The 18821-nt window shown below is 74.4% G+C and carries 15 protein-coding genes; 8 read left to right on the top strand and 7 right to left on the bottom strand.

Going from position 1 to position 18821, the window contains the following annotated elements; all coding sequences use genetic code 11:
- Positions 1 to 75: 75 nt before the first annotated feature.
- Positions 76 to 1296 (bottom strand): MFS transporter, encoded by a 1221-nt coding sequence (locus E4198_RS00945; RefSeq protein ID WP_136181438.1) that lies wholly within the window; start codon positions 1294 to 1296, stop codon positions 76 to 78.
- Positions 1297 to 1367: 71 nt separating this feature from the next.
- On the opposite strand from E4198_RS00945, the gene E4198_RS00940 reads away from it, so the two are divergent.
- The 4 genes from E4198_RS00940 to E4198_RS00925 all read left to right on the top strand — a co-directional run bounded on the left by E4198_RS00940 (position 1368) and on the right by E4198_RS00925 (position 4077).
- Positions 1368 to 2606, top strand: coding sequence for an ROK family protein (locus tag E4198_RS00940; protein ID WP_136181437.1), 1239 nt, complete (start codon positions 1368 to 1370; stop codon positions 2604 to 2606).
- Positions 2607 to 2650: 44 nt separating this feature from the next.
- Positions 2651 to 3178: a GNAT family N-acetyltransferase gene (locus tag E4198_RS00935; RefSeq protein WP_247597837.1), complete on the top strand. Its 528-nt coding sequence runs from the start codon at positions 2651 to 2653 to the stop codon at positions 3176 to 3178.
- 9 nt (positions 3179 to 3187) lie between these two features.
- Positions 3188 to 3595, top strand: a complete 408-nt coding sequence (locus E4198_RS00930) for a PPOX class F420-dependent oxidoreductase (protein WP_136181436.1) — start codon at positions 3188 to 3190, stop codon at positions 3593 to 3595.
- A 188-nt stretch (positions 3596 to 3783) separates the two neighbouring features.
- Positions 3784 to 4077, top strand: coding sequence for an SHOCT domain-containing protein (locus tag E4198_RS00925; protein WP_136181435.1), 294 nt, complete (start codon positions 3784 to 3786; stop codon positions 4075 to 4077).
- Positions 4078 to 4110: 33 nt separating this feature from the next.
- Here E4198_RS00925 and E4198_RS00920 read toward each other — a convergent pair whose 3' ends face one another.
- Positions 4111 to 4674 carry an ATP-binding protein gene (locus tag E4198_RS00920; protein WP_136181434.1) on the bottom strand — a complete coding sequence of 188 codons (564 nt, stop codon included), beginning with the start codon at positions 4672 to 4674 and terminating at the stop codon, positions 4111 to 4113.
- A gap of 148 nt (positions 4675 to 4822) precedes the next feature.
- Entirely contained in the window at positions 4823 to 5137 is a 315-nt protein-coding gene (locus E4198_RS00915; RefSeq protein WP_136185103.1) for a hypothetical protein, read from the bottom strand.
- Positions 5138 to 5241: 104 nt separating this feature from the next.
- On the opposite strand from E4198_RS00915, the gene E4198_RS00910 reads away from it, so the two are divergent.
- Positions 5242 to 6348, top strand: coding sequence for a PLP-dependent cysteine synthase family protein (locus E4198_RS00910; RefSeq protein ID WP_136181433.1), 1107 nt, complete (start codon positions 5242 to 5244; stop codon positions 6346 to 6348).
- A gap of 59 nt (positions 6349 to 6407) precedes the next feature.
- On the opposite strand, the gene E4198_RS00905 is transcribed toward E4198_RS00910, so the two are convergent.
- The gene (locus E4198_RS00905; RefSeq protein WP_136181432.1) at positions 6408 to 7241 is read right to left on the bottom strand and encodes a DeoR/GlpR family DNA-binding transcription regulator; all 834 of its coding nucleotides are present in this window, start codon (positions 7239 to 7241) and stop codon (positions 6408 to 6410) included.
- A gap of 299 nt (positions 7242 to 7540) precedes the next feature.
- Here E4198_RS00905 and E4198_RS00900 point away from each other — a divergent pair, with 299 nt between their 5' ends.
- On the top strand, positions 7541 to 9940 hold the full coding sequence (locus E4198_RS00900; protein ID WP_247597836.1) for a hypothetical protein: 2400 nt from the start codon (positions 7541 to 7543) through the stop codon (positions 9938 to 9940).
- On the opposite strand, the gene E4198_RS00895 is transcribed toward E4198_RS00900, so the two are convergent.
- The gene (locus tag E4198_RS00895) at positions 9904 to 12366 is read right to left on the bottom strand and encodes a right-handed parallel beta-helix repeat-containing protein (protein WP_136181430.1); all 2463 of its coding nucleotides are present in this window, start codon (positions 12364 to 12366) and stop codon (positions 9904 to 9906) included. The two genes, E4198_RS00900 and E4198_RS00895, sit on opposite strands and share 37 nt — an antisense overlap.
- Before the next feature lie 95 nt (positions 12367 to 12461).
- Entirely contained in the window at positions 12462 to 13064 is a 603-nt protein-coding gene (locus E4198_RS00890) for a hypothetical protein (RefSeq protein WP_136181429.1), read from the bottom strand.
- A gap of 344 nt (positions 13065 to 13408) precedes the next feature.
- Here E4198_RS00890 and E4198_RS00885 point away from each other — a divergent pair, with 344 nt between their 5' ends.
- Positions 13409 to 14821 carry a family 2B encapsulin nanocompartment shell protein gene (locus E4198_RS00885; RefSeq protein ID WP_136181428.1) on the top strand — a complete coding sequence of 471 codons (1413 nt, stop codon included), beginning with the start codon at positions 13409 to 13411 and terminating at the stop codon, positions 14819 to 14821.
- Between the two features lie 129 nt (positions 14822 to 14950).
- On the top strand, positions 14951 to 16303 hold the full coding sequence (locus tag E4198_RS00880) for a family 2B encapsulin nanocompartment shell protein (RefSeq protein ID WP_247597495.1): 1353 nt from the start codon (positions 14951 to 14953) through the stop codon (positions 16301 to 16303).
- Between the two features lie 75 nt (positions 16304 to 16378).
- Here E4198_RS00880 and E4198_RS00875 read toward each other — a convergent pair whose 3' ends face one another.
- Positions 16379 to 18757 carry a phosphoketolase family protein gene (locus tag E4198_RS00875; RefSeq protein ID WP_136181427.1) on the bottom strand — a complete coding sequence of 793 codons (2379 nt, stop codon included), beginning with the start codon at positions 18755 to 18757 and terminating at the stop codon, positions 16379 to 16381.
- Between the last annotated feature and the right edge of the window lie 64 nt (positions 18758 to 18821).

Below are 18821 nucleotides of genomic sequence, written 5' to 3'. Positions count from 1 at the left end.
ATTCTGCCCGTCCGGTCCGCCGGCGACGCGCGCGGCGCGGCGGTTCGGTGCCCGTCAGCTCCGCGGTGGGTCGGCTCAGATCACCCGGCGAGCGGCGCAGGCCACCGCGGCGGCGACGGCGGCGAGCGCGGCCACCGTGGTGAGCGCCGCCGTGAGGGACGTCCATTCGGCGACGAAGCCGATGGCGACCGGGCCGAGCAGCATGCCTCCGTATCCCAATGTGGAGGCGGCGGCCACGCCGCGCGGCCCGGCCAGGGCGCCGGCCCGGCCGATCGCGACCGGGAAGATGTTCGCCAGCCCCAGGCCGGTGACCACGAACCCGGCGAGGGCCAGCCACACGTTCGGCGCCAGCGCGCCCAGCAGCATGCCCGCCGCCGCGGCGGCCCCGCCGGCCACCAGCGCCCGCACCTGCCCCAGGCGCTGGAGCAGGACCGTGCCGCTGAGCCGGCCCACGGTCATCGCCAGCGCGAACACCGAGTATCCGGCGGCCGCGAGGCCCGGTCCGGCGCCCAAGGACTGGGTCAGATGCAGGGCGCTCCAGTCGGCGAGCGCGCCCTCGCCGTACGCCGTGCACAGGGCGATCAGGCCCAGTACGGCGACGACGCCGCGGTGCGAACCGCCGGGACCGCGGGGACCTTGTGCACCTCCCGAACCTTCCGGGCCGTTCCGCCCCGCGCCCGTCGACGGCGGGCCGCTGCGTCCGGCCGCCGGGGGAGGGGCGGGCCGGGAGAGCAGGGCGCGTCCGGCCACGGCCGTCACCGCCAGCCCGATCACGGCGAGCAGCAGGAGATGGCGGGTCGCCGACAGCGAGCCGGCCACCAGACCGCCCGTGCCGGCGCCGAGCATCCCGCCGAGGCTGAACGCCGCGTGGAATCCGGGCATCACGGGCCGTCGCAGGGCGGCCACCAGGTCGACGGCCGCGCTGTTCATCGCTACGTTGATCGCGCCGTACGCGCTGCCGAAGACCAGCAGCACCAGGCCCAGCGCCAGGGCGGAGTGGGTGAGCGGGGGGAGTGTGACGCCCAGCGAGACGAGCGCCGCGGACACGACGGTCACGCGGTGGTTGCCGAACCGTCCGCACAGCCGCCCGGTGAGCATCATGGTGGCCACCGCGCCGGCCGACACGCCCAGCAGCGCCAGGCCGAGTTCGCCGGCCGAGGCGCCGGTCTGCGCCTTGATGGCCGGGATGCGGACGACCCACCCGGCGAAGAGGAAGCCGTCGACGGCGAAGAAGGCGGTCAGGGCGGTGCGGAGTCGGGCCGGTCCCGGGGCGGGGACGGGGGCGTCCACGCGCATGCGGTCCCCCTCCTCGCAGGCACGACCGGACCGGAGTTTGTTTATTTGCGGCACAAAGCCAGAATAGAGGGGTGACCCAGACGCGTACAACAAGGCTGGACAGGGGCCGGGGCGCCCTCGGTCCGGCACTCGCACTCGTGCACACCGGCCGGGCGCCCACGCGGGCGGTGCTCACCGCCGAACTCGGCGTGACCCGGGCGACCGCCGGCGCCGTCGCGGCCGAACTCGAGGCTCTCGGACTGATCACCGTGGACTCCGGTCCCGGAGCCGCCGTCGGCTCCCAGGGCCGCCCCTCGCACCGCCTCGCCGTCGACCCGGACGGCCCGGTCGTCCTGGCCGCGCAGGTGCACGCCGACGGCTTCCGCGCCGCCCTCGTCGGGCTCGGCGGCCGCATCGTGGCCACCGCCCCCGGCTGCATGACCGTGGACGCCGACCCCGCCCAGGTTCTCGGTGAAGTCGTCGAAGCCGGAGCCGCGCTGCTGCGCGAGACCGGGCGCCGCTGCGTCGGAGCCGGCCTCGCCGTGCCCTCCGCGGTCGCCGAGCCCGAGGGCACGGCCCTGAACCCGCTGCACCTGTCCTGGAAGCCCGGCGCCCCCGTCCGCGACCTCTTCACCCGCTGCCTCGCCGAAGCCGGCGTCGACGGCCCGCGGCCCGGCACCCCCGCCGCGGGTCACGCCGCCAACGACGTCAACCTCGCCGCCCTCGCCGAGCACCGGCACGGCGCGGGGCGCGGCGCGGCGCACCTGCTCGTCGTCGGTACCGGCCACCGCGGCGTCGGCGGCGCCCTGGTCCTCGACGGCCGCCTGCACAGCGGCAGTTCGGGGCTCGCCCTGGAGGTCGGCCACCTGACCGTCGACCCGGAGGGCCGGCCCTGCCACTGCGGAAGCCGGGGCTGCCTGGACGTGGAGACCGACCCGCTCGCCCTCCTGGAGACCGCGGGGCGTGCCCCCGGCCCCGAGGTGTCGCTGCTGGAGCAGGCACGCACCCTCATCCAGGTCGAGTACCCCCGCGACCCCGCCGTGCGATCGGCGGTGGAGACACTGATCGGACGCCTCGGACTCGGTCTCGCCGGGCTGGTCAACATCCTCAACCCCGACCGCATCGTCCTCGGCGGCCTGCACCGCGTGCTGGTGGAGACTGACGGCGACCTGCTGCGGTCCGTGGTCGCCGACCGCAGCCTGTGGGGCCGCAGCGGAGGCGTACCCGTGCTGGCCTGCTCGCTGGACCACAACAGTCTCGTCGGCGCCGCCGAACTGGCCTGGCAGCCGGTCCTGGACGACCCGCTGGGTACGCTGGGAGCCATGGCGTGACCGGCCCCGCCACTGGCCCGGCCGGGAACGGGCCGCCGTGGCACATCGGGCCCGGGGCCGAGCGGGATCTGCCGGCGCTGCCCGGCCTCGAGGCGGCCGCGGGCGAGGCGTTCCGCGCCCTCGGCATGGACGCCGTCGCCGACGACACCCCGCCCGCCCCCGAGGAACTGCGCCCGTTCCTGCTCTCCGGCGGCCTCCTGGTGGCCCGTGACCGGGAGGACGGCCCACCCGTGGCCTACGCCCTGCTCGAGGTCGTCGACGGCTGCCTGCACATCGAGCAGGTCTCCGTCCGTCCCGACCACGCGCGGCAGCGCATCGGCCGTGCCCTGCTGGAGCGTGCGGCGGTCCGTGCGGTGGCCGAGGGCCTGCCCGCGCTCACCCTCACCACCTTCGCCCACGTCCCCTGGAACGCGCCCTACTACCGGCGCTGCGGCTTCCGCCCGCTCGCCCCGCACGAGGAGACGCCGGGGCTGCGCCGCCTGCGCGCCCGGGAGGCGGCCGCCGGACTCGACCACTGGCCGAGGCTCTGCATGCGCCGGGACCTCGAAACCGCGTCGCGGCAGGGGAAGTAGGCTCGCCGCATGTCTTCTCGACTCCTCGGCGACCACGAGTACGTGAGCCTGGCGACCCACCGCCGCAGCGGCACCCCGGTGCCCACTCCGGTCTGGGCCGTGCGCGACGGCGACGAACTGCTGGTGTGGACCCGCAGCGACAGCGGCAAGGTGAAGCGGCTGCGGAACGACACGCACGTCACCGTCACCCCGTGCGACGTGCGCGGCCGGATCGACGACGGCGCGGTGGCCGTGCCGGGCACCGCGCGGCTGCTGGAGGACGCCGCCGGGCTGCGCCGGGTCCGGCGGGCGATGTCCGGCAAGTACGGCTGGAAGTTCCGACTCGTCGACTCCGGGGGCGCGCTGCTCCGCTTCGGCAAGCGCCCGCACACGGGCATCGCCGTGCGCCTCGTGGAGACGCCCGCGTCCGGCTCCTGAAGCGGGTTACCGAACGGCTCCCGGCCGCCTGTTCACGCACGCCGCCTGCGAGTCCGCGGCGTCACCGCGCGGTCCGGCTACTCCGCCGGGTGCAGCCGGACGGCCGCCCGCCGTACGACGACGCCGCAGGCGTGCCGGGGCCACTCTCGGAAGCGACGCACACACCGCGACCGAAGGAGCCGATCGGCATGAACACTCTGGCGCACTGGGGCGACGGCGGCCCCGGACCCTGGATCCTGCTCTTCCCCCTGCTCTGGGCGGCGGTGATCGCCGGGGCCGTCCTGCTGCTGCGCCGCGTCCTCCCGCCTCGCGGACGCGGCCCCTCGCACGGCGGACCGCCCTGGCAGGGACGGGGCACCGGGGAGGCGAAGGACAGCGCGACCGGTCTGCTGGCACGCCGCTTCGCGGCGGGCGAGATCGACGAGGACGAGTACTGGCTGCGGCTGTCGGTCCTCAACGAGAGCAAGGGCGAACCGGCCTGAGCCGAGGGCGGGCCATCCGCCCCGCGCGCCCGCTCAGGCGCGCTGGGCGCGGGGTCGCCGCTCCCCGAGGGGTGCGGGCCCCGCGCCGTCCGCCGCGGGCACGGCCGCCGGCACCGCCGCCGCCTGACCACCCGCCTCCGGGCGGGCCTCGGCGGCGGTCGCCGCCTCGAACCCCGGCTCGGCGGGTGCCGTGAACGGTGCGGGGAGGGTGAACCAGACGACCTTGCCGGCGCCGTCGTGCTGCTCGCGGATGCCCCAGCTGTCACTCAGCGCCGCCACAAGAGCCAGCCCCCTGCCGTGGGTGGCCGAGGTGTCCGACACGCGCAGGCTCGGCAGTTGCGGGTCGTGGTCGCGTACCGAGACCGTGAGCCGGTCCCACAGGAAGACCATCTCGACCGTGCAGTGCTTGTCCGGCCCGGCGTGCTGGTGGACGTTCGCCAGCAGCTCGGTCAGGCCGAGGGCCACCCGGTCGATCAGCGGATCGAGATGCCAGTAGCGCAGTTGAGCAGAAACGATCCTGCGGACCTGGCCGATCCGCGAGGGCAGCGCCTGGAACTCGACCGCGCAGTGCCTGCTCGGCCTGCTGTCTCGACTCATCACCACTGCGACTCCCAGGAAGGAGGAGGGCCCGATGGAAAACGCCGGAGGGGATCACTGAGGCGTACGCCGCATCCGGCCGTACGCCACGCCCTTCAGAGTGCGTCCGCGCCCGCCCTCCCGCAAATCGGGACAGCCGTTGGGGGTGTCAGCCGCCGAGGACGCCCCGCTCCGCGGCGTCCTTGGCCCGCGCGGTGCGCACCGCGTGCAGCAACCGGTCGCGGTGCCCCAGCCCCAGCCGCAGCAGGTAGCGCGTCCCGTCCACGGTGGCCAGTGCGCGCCGCGCGCCGTACCAGCCGCCGCTGATCCGCACCCGCTCCAGCGGCGCGCTGTCGATCTCCCGCCCGTAGCTGGTCAGCAGCTCCAGCCGGCCGTTGCGCACCAGCACCCGTCCCGCCCGGGTCAGCGAACGCAGCAGGCGCCCGATCCGCACGCCGGTCGCCACGTAGTCGGCCTCGCCCATGCCGCACCGCCCCTCGTCGCTCATCGCACTGCTACCCCGCCACCGCCCTCCGCATCCCTCCGGGCCCTGGCGGTGGCCCCCGCAGCCCGCTCTATGCTCGCCCGATGAGCACCGCAGACGTGGACCGCAGCGACCCCGCCCACCGCACCTGGCTCGCCGACGCCGTCCGCAAGGTCCGCGCGGAGGGCGCGCGGAGCGCCGACACCCACCTGCTGAGCTTCCCGCTGCCCCAGGAGTGGGGCATCGACCTGTACCTCAAGGACGAGTCGACGCATCCCACCGGCAGCCTCAAGCACCGCCTGGCCCGGTCCCTCTTCCTGCACGCCCTGTGCAACGGCTGGATCCGGCCCGGCCGGCCCGTCGTCGAGGCGTCCAGCGGTTCCACCGCCGTTTCGGAGGCCTATTTCGCCGGACTGATCGGCGTGCCGTTCATCGCCGTGATGCCGCGTACCACCAGCACCGAGAAGACCCGGCTCATCGAGTTCCACGGCGGCCGGTGCCACCTCGTGGACGACCCGCGCACGGTGTACGAGGTCTCCGCCGCCCTCGCGGCGGAGACCGGCGGCCACTACATGGACCAGTTCACCTACGCCGAACGGGCCACCGACTGGCGCGGGAACAACAACATCGCCGAGTCGATCTACCAGCAACTGCGCCTCGAGCGGTACCCCGAACCCGCCTGGATCGTCGCGACGGCCGGCACCGGCGGCACCTCGGCCACCCTCGCCCGCTACGTGCGCTACCAGCAGTACGACACCCGCATCTGCGTCGCCGACCCGGAGAACTCCTGCTTCTTCGACGGCTGGGTCAAGGGCGACCCCGGAGTGGTGAGCCACCGCGCCTCCCGCATCGAGGGGATCGGCCGGCCCCGGATGGAGCCCAGCTTCGTGCCCGGTGCCGTCGACCGGATGATGAAGGTGCCGGACGCCGCGACGGTCGCAGCGGTACGTCTGCTGGAACGGGCCATCGGGCGCAGGGCGGGCGGCTCCACCGGCACCGGGCTGTGGAGTGCGTTCAAGATCGTCGCCGAGATGCGCGCGGCCGGGCGCACCGGCTCCGTGGTCACCCTGCTCTGCGACCCCGGCGACCGCTATCTCGACAAGTACTACTCCGACGCCTGGCTCGCCGAGCAGGGCATGGACATCGCCCCGTACACCGCGACGCTCGACGCCCTGCTTGCCACCGGGCGCTGGAGCGAGCGGGCGGGGTGAGTATCCGGGGTGAGCGGGGGCGGGCGGGTCCGGCCGCCCGCCGGTGCGAAGCGTGCCCGTCAGGCGCTCCGGTCCCCCTCCTCGCCGGCCACGAGCATTCCCGGAAGATGCTCCGCCATCTCCGCGCGCGTCGCGTCCGACAGCCCGCCGTCCGTCACCAGGGTGTCGACGTCCGACAGCCGTGCGAACGAACTGAGCCCCACCGTCCCCCACTTGGTGTGATCCGCGACCACCACCACACGCCGCGCCGACCCCACGAACCGCCGGTTCGTCTCCGCCTCCGCGAGATTCGGCGTCGACAGCCCGGCGTGCGGCGCGATGCCGTGCACGCCGAGGAACAGCACGTCGAAGTGGAGTGACCGGATCGCCGCGTCCGCCACGGGCCCGACCAGCGAGTCCGACGGGGTCCGCACCCCGCCGGTGAGCACCACCGTCGCCCCGTGTGCGGCATGCGGGTCGCCAGGCGTCGGCCCCGCGGAGTGGAAGACATCCGCCACCCGCACCGAGTTGGTCACCACCGTCAGGTCCGGCACATCCAGCAGCTGCCGGGCGAGCTGGTAGGTCGTCGTGCCGCCGGACAGGGCGACCGCGCTGCCCGGGCCGACCAGCCGCGCCGCCGCGCGCGCGATCTCCTCCTTCGCGCCCGCCTCCAGCGACGACTTCACCTCGAAACCCGGCTCGTGCGCGCTCGCCTCCGCCACCGGCACCGCGCCGCCGTGCACCTTCTCCAGCGCTCCGCGGCGGGCCAGGACGTCCAGGTCCCGGCGCACCGTCATGTCCGAGACCCGCAGCCGCCGGGTCAGCTCTCCCACCCGGACGCCGCCCCGTCTGCGCACCTCGTCCAGGATCAGCGAGCGCCGCTGCTCCGCAAGGAGGTTGTGGTTGTCGGCCACCGGGCCCCTCCGTTCTTCACCGCACCTGCACCTGGCCGCCGTAACGCCTCATCCTCCCACGGTCCGCGCACCCTGGTCCCGGCACGATTTCCCGTACCTTCCGGGGGAAGGCCTGCGCCGCGCCCCCGGTGGGCAGCATCCTGAGTGCCGACGCGCACATCAGCCCCCGGGGGAGCGACATGCCGACCGAGCCCACGTCCCGCGCCCCGCAGCCCGCCACGCCCGGGGGCGGAGCCGAAGCCCCGGGGCCCGCACTGGAGTTGCTCGTGCATGGCGTCGGCGGCGCCACCCCGCAGGAGATGCTCGGCGACCCCCGCACCGAACGGGTCACCGGCGACGGCACCGCCGCCGTCCACCGCCGCACGGAGGACGTCGGTGCCGAGGACCGCCCCCACTCCGGCGGCACGCCGGCCGTGGTGCCCGAGGCGTACTGCTGGTCCCACCTCACCTCCGGCAACAGCGCCCGCGCCCTCTGGCTGCTCCTGCTGCCGTTCATGATCGTCAACCTCGCGCACTGGATGCGCCCGTCCGCCGCCGGGCGCCCGCGCCTCGTCCGCGCCCACGGCGCGCTGCTGCGGCTGCTGGCGCTCTCCCTCACCGTGCTGCTGGTCGCCGCCGCCTGCGAGGTCGCCCTGGGCCTCGTGGCGTGGCAGTGCGCCGGTTCGCCGGCCTGCGCGGCCGAACGGTCCTGGCTCGGATTCCTCGCGCCCGGCGCCGACGGCAGCGGCGGCTGGTGGTCGCAGCCCGGCCGGCGCCTCGCCCTCGCCGCGTCCCTGCCCACCGCGCTGACCGCGCTCCTGTGGTGGCTCTCCCGCCGCACCTGGAGCGCGTACGAGTCCCAGGCGCCCTGGCACGGCATCGACGGGGAGCCGGGGCCGGACGGCACGGTCCCTCCCGCTCCGGCCCCGGACGGCCCCGAGCGGCCGGACCTGTGCCTGCCCGGCTTCTGGTACGGCAGACGCCTGGTCGCCCGGCTGCGCGCCGCCCACACCGCCGCCGGGCTCCTCACCGTCGCCGCCGCGCTCACCGTCGCGGCCGCCGGGCACGATCTCCGGTCCGGCGGTGCCGCGGCCGTGGCGGGAGGGGTGCTCTGGGCGCTGCTGGCGGCGTCCGCGGCCACCGTCCTGGCCGTTGTGTGCGCACGCGGCCGCGGCGAGGGCTGCCCGGACGTACGGCGGGACGGCCCGCTGGTGCGCCATCTGCCCGCGGCGGCCGCCGTGCTCCTCGCCCTGTCCGTGCTCTACGCCGCCTGGTCGCGGCCCGGCTGGCAGAGCGCGGGGCGGCTGCCCGGCGACGGCACGTTCGCCGTACTGGCCCTCGCGCAGGGCCTGCTGGTCGCCGGAGTCGCCGTGCTCGGCGTGCTGCTGCACCGCACCACCCGGGTGCCCCGCACCGCGCTGCGCGGCCTGGCCGCGGCCGCCACCGCCATGCTGGGGTGCGCGCTGGGGGGTGTCATGTCCGGCGGGGTCGCCCAGCGCGTCGCCGACTGGCTCGACGGCGGCGCCACCCCCGGGGCCGGGGACGGCCCCATCCCCGGCCCGCCGACCGTGCTGACCTGGCAGGCCGCGGCGACACCACTGCTCCTCGTCCTTCTCCTGGTCCTGCTGTGCGTGCACGCCGTACGGGTCTGGCGGACCGGCTCCCGCCTCGCCGCACACGCCCACCTGGCCTACCCGGGCGCCGAACCCGACGCGGCACGCTCCGGCAGCATCGGCCGGACGGTCGCCGCCGCCCGGCTCACCGACTCCGCGCCGCGCGTCGTGGGCGTCACCGCCTTCGCCACCCTGCTGCTGGGCGCCGCAGCCGTGGCGGGCGCGCTGCTCACCGGCCTGGTTCCGGGGGAGGCGGCGGACGGCGCACCGGTGGTGCTGGACGGAGCCGCCGACACCGTGCAGGCGCTGGGCTCCTGGCTGATGGGCTTCGGCTTCCTGCTGCTGCTGACCCTGGGGCGCCGCGCCTACCGGGACGCCTCGACCCGCCGCACCGTGGGCATCCTCTGGGACGTCGGCACCTTCTGGCCGCGTGCCGCCCACCCGTTCGCGCCGCCGTGCTACGCCGAGCGCGCCGTTCCCGACCTCGTGTGGCGCATGGCGACCTGGACCCGCCGTTACGGCGGCGGCCGCCTGGTCCTCTCCGGGCACTCGCAGGGCAGCGTGCTGGCCGCCGCGGCGGTGTGGCAGCTCGACCCCGCCACCCGGCGGCAGGTCGCCCTGCTCACCTACGGCTCACCGCTCGCCCGGCTCTACGGCCGCTGGTTCCCCGCCTACTTCGGGCCCGGCCCGCTCCGCGCCCTGCACCGCGAACTGGACTGCTGGCGCAATCTGTGGCGCGCCACCGACCCCATCGGCGGGCCGCTGCGCCTCCCGGACGGCGACGGGACCGCGGTGGACCGCGGGCCGCTGGCCGACCCGCTCGCCTACGGCCGTACGGCCGCCTCTCCGCTTCCGGCTCCGATCCTGGGGCACGGCGAATACCGGGCCGATCCGGCCTTCGCGGTGGAACGCGCCGGGCTCCTGGCCCGCCTCTGCCCGGAGGCGCTGGGGGGAGCGGAGGCATCCGCGGAGGCCGCAGCGCCGTCCCCTGCCCCCGCACTGCCCGCCCAGCACGCGCCGGCTGGCGCGGTGAGCGAGGGCGCTCACGCCCCTCGGGACGTCCGACCGGGTCAGGACGCGGAGGCGCCCGGCAGGTCCTCCGGGTAGAGCAGCGTCAGGTCGTCGGTGTCCGGCTCGTCCAGCTGCGCCACCCGGCCCGCGTGGCGTTCCACCATGGCCTCGAACGTCTGCCGCGCGGTGCGGCCGTTGCCGAACGAGGGCCCCTTGGGCAGCGCCGCGAAGTGGTCCAGGAGTGCGTCGCCGGTGCCTTTCGCCAGGTGGTACTCGTGCTCGGCGGCCTGCTGCTCGACGATGTGCAGCAGCTCCTCCGGCGCGTAGTCGCCGAAGGTGATGGTGCGCGAGAAGCGGGACCCCACGCCCGGGTTGACGGCGAGGAACCGCTCCATCTCTGTCGTGTACCCGGCAGCGATCACCACGACCTCGTCTCGGTGGTCCTCCATCAGCTTCACCAGCGTGTCGATGGCCTCGCGCCCGAAGTCGCGCCCCGAGTCCTCCGGTGACAGCGCGTACGCCTCGTCGATGAACAGCACGCCGCCGCGTGCCCGGTCGAACGCCTCCTGGGTGCGGATCGCGGTCGAGCCGATGTGCTCGCCCACCAGGTCCACCCGCGACACCTCGACCAGGTGACCGCGCTCCAGCACGCCCAGCGCGTGCAGGATCTCGCCGTACAGGCGCGCGACGGTGGTCTTGCCGGTGCCGGGGGAGCCGGTGAAGACCAGGTGGCGCCGCGCGGACGCCGCCTTGAGCCCCGCCTGCTCCCGGCGGCGGCCCACCTCGATCATGCTGGTCAGCGTCCGCACCTCACGCTTGACGCTGTCCAGGCCCACCAGGCCGTCGAGTTCGCCCAGCACCTCCGCCGCCGGACGGGCCGCCTCCGCGGCCGGTGCCTCGGGCGCGGAGGCGGCGGCGCCGGTCGCCTTCGCACCGCCGCCGCGGGGTGGCGGGACCGCCTCGGTGGCGGTCAGCAGCCCCGCGGTGACCGGAGGGGCGGACGCCGTGGTCGCCGGGGGAGCGGCGGCCGCCGTGGGGACCGCGGCGGGTGCGGCGCTCTCGTCGCTGCTGCAGTCCTCCACCACCGCGCCCTCCTCCGCGAACTCGTACCCGCCGCGTGCGCAGCGTTCGGTACGGCAGCGGCGCAGCGTGCTGCGGCAGCCGTCGATGACGTGGAAGCCGTAGCCGCGCGACCCGGTGACCCGACAGCCGTGGAACGTTCCGCGGCCCTCGGCCGACACGTACACGCCCGCCTCCTCCGGGGAGGTCACCGTGCAGCGTTCGACGACCGGGTCCGCGCCCTTGGTGACGATCATGCCGGTCGCGGTGGCGTCGATGGTGCAGTTGGCCAGGGTGCCGCCGCTGCCGTGGTCGCGGAACCAGGCGCCGGTGGCGGCCTCCCGGACGCGGCAGTCGTCCAGCCGCACCGTGGCCCCGTCGCTCACCGAGACCGCGGTGCCGCGCACCTGCGTCAGGTCGCAGTCGAGCACGTCCACCTGCGAACCGCGGTCGAGGACGAACAGCGCGTCCGGGACGCCGTGCACCCGGCAGGAGTCCAGCACGGCGGAGGCGCCGTCGCTCACCCACACCGCCGGGTAGTCGCCGGTGCTGTCGTGTATCTCGCAGCCGTTGGCGTCGGCACGGGTGCCCGGGTCCCACACCGACAGGCCGTTGCGGCCGAACCGGCGGATTTTGGAGCGGGTCAGGGTGAGCACCGAACGGGAACGCAGGTCGACCGCGTTCTCCGGGATGTCGTGGATCTCGCAGTCCGCCAGGGTGAGCACCGCGTCGGTGTCGAGGGTGACGCCGTCAGCCGTGGTCCGGTGCACCCGGCAGTCGGTGAGGTGCGCGGTCGCACGGGCCGTGACCTGCACTCCCGCGCCCTTGATCTCGTACACCTCGCAGCCCACGGCCTCGGCGGCGCTGCCGTCGCCGTGGAGGGAGAGACCGGCACCCGAGGCGTGGTGGATGCGGCACCGCTCCAGCCGGGGGTGCGCGCCGTCGCCCACCGAGACGCCGGCCTGCCCGGCGGCCACCACCTCGCACTCCTCGTACACGCCGCCGGCCCCGCCGCTGACACTGACGCCCAGTCCGGCCGGGTTGTCCACGGTGCAGCGCCGCACGGTGGGGCGGGCTCCGCCGCGCACCTCCAGCCCTGCGGCGGAACGCGTCATGATGCGGATGCCGGAGAGCTCGGGCGCGCAGTCCTCGACCAGCAGCGCGGGGGCGGAGGCATCCTGACCCTCGATCTGCAGGTCACGGACGGTCGCCGAGGACCGGACGGTGAGCGCGACGCCGTCCGGTGGAGCGATCCGCACCGAGCCACCGCCCGCCCGCTCGGGGCCGCGCAGCGTCACGGCCCGGTCCAGGACCAGATTCTCCCGGTAGGTTCCCGGGGCGACGGTGAGCACGTCCCCGTCGGCGGCGGCCTCCAGCGCCGCAGCGAGCGAACCGTACTCTCCGGTGCGGCGCCGCCAGCGGGAGGTGCCGGTGTGCGTGACCTGGACCGAGGCCTGTCCCATGGACTGCTGCGTCCTCACTTCGTGCGGGGGTTGCCATGACGTGCGGGGGATGCGGGGCTCCACCGTAGCGTGCGCCCACGCCACCCGATGACCGGTCAGCTGTTGCTGCCCGCACGGCCCCAGTCCGGGCCGATCCGCGCCCACTCGTCCTCCCACGCGGCATACCTGCGCCGCAGCAGCCGTGCCATGGCCGCGCGGCGGCCCGCCTCCACGGCAGCGCCGGTCAGCGCCCCCGCGACCAGGCCCGTCGCCACCGCGTAGGCGGCGGCCGTGCCGTGCGCCAGCGGAGGGGACGTCAGGCTGCCCCCGGCGTCCGTCCAGACGCGGAACCGCTCTCCCGGGTTCATGGGTCTCGCGGCGTGCACAGTCCCGGTGTGGGTAACGCCGTCGGGGCCCTTCCAGAAGGCCAGCACCGGGTGGTCCTGCGCCCCCTCGTCGTCGTCCGCTTCGCCGGGAGCCGTGGGCGGGCGGTCCACCGGCTGCTTCGCGGTGGCCCACACCGCGTGGCGCTGCGCGTGCTCCTGCCGCACCAGCGCGGCCAGTTCGCCGTAAGCGGCCGTGCCGCCGACGACGCCGGCCAGCGGCACGCCGAGGAGCAGCAGCGCCAGTCCGCACAACGCGAGCCACGCCTCCGCGAGATCGGAGCGGCGGCACAGAGAACTGCGGCGCCACGTCCACAGTCCCGCGATGCTCCGCACGTCTCGTGCCCCCTTCTGTTCCCCCAGCGGACTCTACTCCGATGCTCCCCTGCGGGGGAGTGGTGCGGAAGGCGCCCGTGTCCGTCGCGCGCCCGGACTCCGTGCGCCCACCCGGACGACGCCCCGCGCAGGCCGTGCCCGTCGCTCACCGTGAAGGACCCCGGGTGCCGTGGTGACGATGCGTCGAGAACGGCACCCCGAAACGCCGCGTTACCCGCGGCACGCGGAGGACATTCCTTGCGGCTGCTTATCTTTCGAGCGATTGCGGACATCGAGAGCGCCTGGCTAACTTCGTCGCGCGGCGCGGGAAATTCCCGCAGCCAGCCGGAGATTGGTGGTCCTCCATGACGACTTCGATGGAATCGCATTCCGATAGCGACTACGTCGAAGACCAGCGCCCCTCGAGCCTCGGAACCGCAGCCGCGCGGAATCTGGCCACCACCACCAAGACGGTCCCGCAGATGCAGGGAATCTCCTCCCGGTGGCTGCTGCGGGTCCTTCCGTGGGTACAGGTGTCCGGCGGCACGTTCCGGGTGAACCGGCGGCTCGTGCACACCCTCGGGGACGGCCGGGTGGAATTCGTCTCCACCGGTTCCGACATCCGCGTGATCCCCGCCGAACTCACCGAACTCCCGTTGCTGCGCGGATACGCGGACCGTCCCGTGCTCGAGGCCCTGGCGGACCGCTGCGAGCAGCGCGACTTCTCCGCGGGCGAGACCCTCGTCGAGGCCGGTGCCCCCGCGGACCGTCTGGTGCTCGTCGCGCACGGCAAGCTGCGCAAGGTCCGGCCCGGCAAGTACGACGAGGACGTCGACCTGGGCGTCCTGGCCGGCGGGGACTACGCGGGGGACGCGGACCTTCTCGACGAGCCGGGGCGCTGGGAGTTCTCACTGCGCGCGCTGACCGGCGGCACCGTACTCACCCTCTCACGCTCCGACTTCGAGGACGTCTGCGGCCGCTCCGACAGCCTGCGTGCCCACTTCGAGGCGGCGCGGGGCGCCCTGCCCGCCCAGCGCACCGCGGATGGCGAGTCCGAGATCGCGCTCACCGCGGGCCACAGCGGCGAACCGGCCCTGCCCGGCACCTTCGTGGACTACGAGACCTCGCCCCGCGAGTACGAACTGAGCGCGGCGCAGACCGTGCTGCGGGTGCACACCCGGGTGGCCGACCTCTACAACGACCCGATGAACCAGCTGGAGGAGCAGCTGCGGCTGACCGTCGAGGCCCTGCGCGAGCGGCAGGAGCACGAGATGGTCAACAACCGGGAGTTCGGTCTGCTGCACAACGCCGACACCCGGCACCGGCTGCACACCCGCTCCGGTCCGCCCACGCCGGACGACCTGGACGAGCTGCTCGCCACCGTCTGGAAGGAGCCCAGCGTCCTCCTCGCCCACCCCAAGGCCATCGCCGCGTTCGGTCGCGAGTGCAGCAGGCGCGGCATCCAGCCCGCCAACGTCGACTTCGGGGGCCACGCGGTGCCCGCCTGGCGAGGCGTTCCCCTCCTGCCCTGCAGCAAGATCCCGGTGTCCCGCGAGGGCTCCACCTCCGTCATGGCCCTGCGGACCGGCGAGGAGCGCGGCGTCGTCGGACTCCACCAGACCGGCATCCCCCATGAGTACCGGCCCGGCCTGTCCGTGCGGTTCATGGGGATCGACGACAAGGCCGTCATGTCCTATCTGGTGAGCGCCTACTATTCCGCAGCCGTTCTCGTGCCCGACGCACTGGGAATTCTCGAGGACGTCGAAATCGGCCACTGATCCTTCCTCCAGGAATCCGCCGCACGGTCCGGAACACGCGACCGCACGCATCCCCGAAGCGCAGAGAGGCAGACGCCCTTGACGACCCGTCCGGAAGCCGAGACCGAGCACACTACCTCCGCGGAATCCGTGCCCACGAGTCTCCCGACCGCGGCAGCACGGAATCTCGCGACCACCACCAAGACGCCCCCGCAGATGCAGGGCATCTCCTCGCGCTGGCTGCTGAAGGTCCTGCCGTGGGTGGAGACCAGCGGCGGCACGTTCCGGGTGAACCGGCGTCTGACCCACACCTTCGGGGACGGCCGGGTGCAGTTCACCAACACCGGGGCGGCGGTGTCCGTCATCCCCTCCGGACTGCGGGAGATCCCGCTGCTGCGCGGGCTGACCGACGAGGACGCCCTGCGGCAGCTCGCCGACCGCTGCGAACAGCACGAGTTCTCCGTCGGCGACACCGTCACCGACGTCGGCGGGCCCGTCGACGCGCTGCTCCTCGTCGCGCACGGCAAGATCCACCGGATCGGCCGGGGCAAGTACGGCGACGAGGCCGCGCTGGGCACGCTCACGGACGGCGACCACGCCGGAGACCAGGCGTTGACCCCCGAGCCGGGGGTGTGGGAGTACGGACTGCGCGCAGGCACCCGCTGCATCGTGCTCTCCCTGCCGCGCTCCGCATTCCAGGAGGTCGCCGGCCGGTCCCCCGCGCTCCGCGACCACCTGCACGCGTTCCTCTCGCGTGCCATCCCCCGCCAGAACCGGCGCGGCGAGGCCGACATCGCGCTGACCTCCGGCCACTCCGGCGAACCCGTCCTCCCCGGAGTGTTCGCCGACTACGAGATCGGGCCGAGGGAGTACGAGCTGAGCGTCGCGCAGACCGTGCTGCGGGTGCACACCCGGGTAGCTGACCTCTACAACGACCCAATGAACCAGCTGGAGGAGCAGCTGCGGCTGACCGTCGAGGCCCTGCGCGAGCGGCAGGAGCACGAGATGGTCAACAACCGGGAGTTCGGGCTGCTGCACAACGCCGATCTGTCCCAGCGCATCCCCACCCGTTCCGGCCCGCCCACCCCCGACGACCTGGACGAGCTGCTCTCCCGGCGCCGCAAGACCGAGTACCTGCTCGCCCACCCCAAGGCGATCGCGGCGATCGGCCGGGAGATGAGCGGCCGCGGCCTCTGCCCGCCGGAGACTGAGCTGCACGGCGCCCGGGTGCGCACCTGGCGCGGCGTGCCGCTGCTGCCGTGCAACAAGATCCCCGTCGCGGACGGCACCACCTCGGTGCTCGCCATGCGGACCGGGCAGCAGAACCAGGGCGTCGTCGGGCTGCACCAGACGGGCATCCCCGACGAGTACCAGCCGGGCCTGAACGTGCGGTTCATGGGCATCGACGACAAGGCCGTCGTCTCCTACCTTGTCAGCGCCTACTACTCGGCCGCCGTGCTCGTGCCGGACGCCCTGGGCGTGCTGGAGGACGTGCAGGTCTGACGGCTGCAGGAGGTGCAGGTCCGGCGACGGCTCCCGGCGGACCCGGGCCGGGCGCGCCCGGGTGGTGCGCCCGGCTCACTCCTCCCACCGCCAGCCCGCGACCTCCGGCAGGTCCGTGCCGTGCTCGAGGATCCAGGCGTGGTGCCGGGACCGCACGTCCGCCATCGCCTGCCGCACGCCGGCCGCCCGCACCGCCAGGCCCGGCACGCGGTCCAGGACGTCCATCACCAGCCGGTACCGGTCCAGGTCGTTGCGGACCACCATGTCGAACGGCGTGGTCGTCGAGCCGGACTCCTTGTACCCGCGGACGTGCAGGTGCGGGTGGACGGCACGGCGGTAGGCGAGCCGGTGGATCAGCCACGGGTAGCCGTGGTACGCGAAGACGACCGGCCGGTCCCGGGTGAAGACGCCGTCGAAATCGGCGTCCCGCATCCCGTGCGGGTGCTCCTCGTGCGGCAGCAGCCGTGCCAGGTCCACGACGTTCACCACCCGCACGGCGAGTTCGGGCACGTGGTTGCGCAGCAGCGAGGCGGCGGCCATGACCTCCTGGGTGGGCACGTCCCCGGCGCACGCGAGCACCACGTCCGGTTCCTTGCCGTAGGTCTCGGTGCCGGCCCATTCCCAGATGCCCACTCCGCGGTCGCAGTGCGCCCGGGCGTCTTCCAGCCCGAGCCAGTCGAAGCACTCCTGCTTCCCGGCAACGACCACGTTGACCGTGTCGCGGGTGCGCAGCACGTGGTCGGCCACGCACAGCAGGGTGTTGGCGTCCGGCGGCAGGTAGACGCGGACGACCTCCGGGCTCTTGTTGAGCACGTGGTCGACGAAGCCGGGGTCCTGGTGCGAGAAGCCGTTGTGGTCCTGCCGCCAGGCGTGCGAGGTCAGCAGGTAGTTGAGCGCCGAGACGGGGAGCCGCCAGGGCACCTCCCGCGCACTGTGCACCCACTTGATGTGCTGGCTCGCCATGCTGTCCACGATGTGCGCGAACGCCTCGTAGGAGGCGAACAGGCCGTGCCGGCCGGTCAGCACGTACCCCTCCAGCCAGCCTTGGCACAGGTGCTCGGAGAGCGCCTCCAGGACCCTGCCGTGCGGGCCCAGGTGCTCGTCGGTGGGCCGGGTGCGCGCCTGCCAGCCCTTCGGGGTCGCGCCGTAGACGTCGTCGAGATGGTTGGAGGCCGTCTCGTCCGGCCCGAACATGCGGAAGTCGCGCCGCTCGTGGGTCGCCGACATCAGCTCGCCGAGCCAGCCGCCCAGCACCCGGGTCGGCTCGTGCATGCTCGCGCCCGGCCGTTCGCGGTCCACCGCGTGCGGTTCGAGCGCCGGCAGCGGCAGGTCGCGCAGCAGGCGGCCCCCGTTGGCCTGCGGCAGCGCGCCCAGCCGGAGGTCGCCGGCCGGTACGCAGTCCAGCACGTGCGGCAGCGGCCGACCGCTGTCGTCGAACAGCTCCTCGGGGCCGTAGCTGCGCAGCCAGCCCTCCAGCTGCCGCAGCCGCTCACGGTCCTCCCGCACCCCGGCGAGCGGGATCTGGTGCGCCCGCCAGGTGTCCTCCACCGGGACCCCGTCGACCGACGCCGGGCCGGTCCAGCCCTTGGGGGTGCGCAGGACGATCATCGGCCAGCGCGGCCGGTCGGCTCCGGTCTCCGCGCGGGCGGCGCGCTGCAGGGCACCGATCCGGTCCGCGGCGCTGTCGAACGCGGCGGCCATCGCCGCGTGCACCTCGAGCCGGTCGCTGTCCGGTGCCGCCGTCACGTGCACCGGGTCGTACCCGTAGCCCCGCATCAGGGCGTCGAGTTCGTCCTCGGGGATACGGGCCAGCACCGTGGGGTTGGCGATCTTGTAGCCGTTGAGGTGCAGTACGGGTAGTACCGCGCCGTCGTGGACGGGGTCGAGGAACTTGTCGGCGTGCCACGAGGTCGCCAGCGGACCCGTCTCCGCCTCGCCGTCCCCGACCACGCAGCAGACCAGCAAGCCGGGGTTGTCCATCGCGGCGCCGTAGGCGTGGGCCAGGGAGTACCCCAGCTCGCCGCCCTCCTGGATGGATCCGGGCACTCCGGGAGCGGTGTGGCTCGGCACGCCGCCGGGCGTGGAGAAGGCGCGGAAGAGCCGGGTCATGCCGTCGGCGTCGCGCGGCACGTCCGGGAACAGCTCGCCGTAGGTGCCCTCCAGCCAGCTCCCCGCGAGCACGGCGGGCGCACCGTGTCCGGGGCCCCACACGCAGAGCGCCTCCAGACGCCGGTTCCGGATCAGCCGGTTCAGGTGGGTGTAGACCAGGCCGAGACCGGGACACGTGCCCCAGTGGCCGAGGAGCCGCGGCTTGATGTGCTCCGGGCGCAGCGGCTGGCCCAGCAGTGGATTGTCGCGCAGGTAGAGCTGGCAGGCGGCGAGGTAGACCAGCGCGCGCCAGTGCGCGTCCAGCCGCTCCGCCTCCTCGTGCGTGAGCCGTGGGGAGGTCTGCATGCCGGAGGAGTACCAGGCCGCCGCCGGGATGACACGTCGCGGGCGGCGCCCTCCCCCTGATGGG

It is taken from the genome of Streptomyces sp. RKND-216 (genome assembly GCF_004795255.1).
Taxonomy (GTDB): domain Bacteria; phylum Actinomycetota; class Actinomycetes; order Streptomycetales; family Streptomycetaceae; genus Streptomyces; species Streptomyces hazeniae.
Note: the sequence above shows the minus strand (reverse complement) of the source record. Positions and strands in the feature narration are given on the sequence as shown.

Excerpts from the sequence above, each read along its gene's own strand:
- E4198_RS00945 (WP_136181438.1), bottom strand. The coding sequence starts at position 1,296 with ATGCGCGTGGACGCCCCCGTCCCCGCCCCGGGACCGGCCCGACTCCGC.
- E4198_RS00930 (WP_136181436.1), top strand. The coding sequence starts at position 3,188 with ATGTCTTCTCGACTCCTCGGCGACCACGAGTACGTGAGCCTGGCGACC.
- E4198_RS00925 (WP_136181435.1), top strand. The coding sequence starts at position 3,784 with ATGAACACTCTGGCGCACTGGGGCGACGGCGGCCCCGGACCCTGGATC.
- E4198_RS00920 (WP_136181434.1), bottom strand. The coding sequence starts at position 4,674 with ATGAGTCGAGACAGCAGGCCGAGCAGGCACTGCGCGGTCGAGTTCCAG.
- E4198_RS00915 (WP_136185103.1), bottom strand. The coding sequence starts at position 5,137 with ATGGGCGAGGCCGACTACGTGGCGACCGGCGTGCGGATCGGGCGCCTG.
- E4198_RS00910 (WP_136181433.1), top strand. The coding sequence starts at position 5,242 with ATGAGCACCGCAGACGTGGACCGCAGCGACCCCGCCCACCGCACCTGG.
- E4198_RS00900 (WP_247597836.1), top strand. The coding sequence starts at position 7,541 with ATGCTCGGCGACCCCCGCACCGAACGGGTCACCGGCGACGGCACCGCC.
- E4198_RS00895 (WP_136181430.1), bottom strand. The coding sequence starts at position 12,366 with ATGGGACAGGCCTCGGTCCAGGTCACGCACACCGGCACCTCCCGCTGG.
- E4198_RS00885 (WP_136181428.1), top strand. The coding sequence starts at position 13,409 with ATGACGACTTCGATGGAATCGCATTCCGATAGCGACTACGTCGAAGAC.
- E4198_RS00875 (WP_136181427.1), bottom strand. The coding sequence starts at position 18,757 with ATGCAGACCTCCCCACGGCTCACGCACGAGGAGGCGGAGCGGCTGGAC.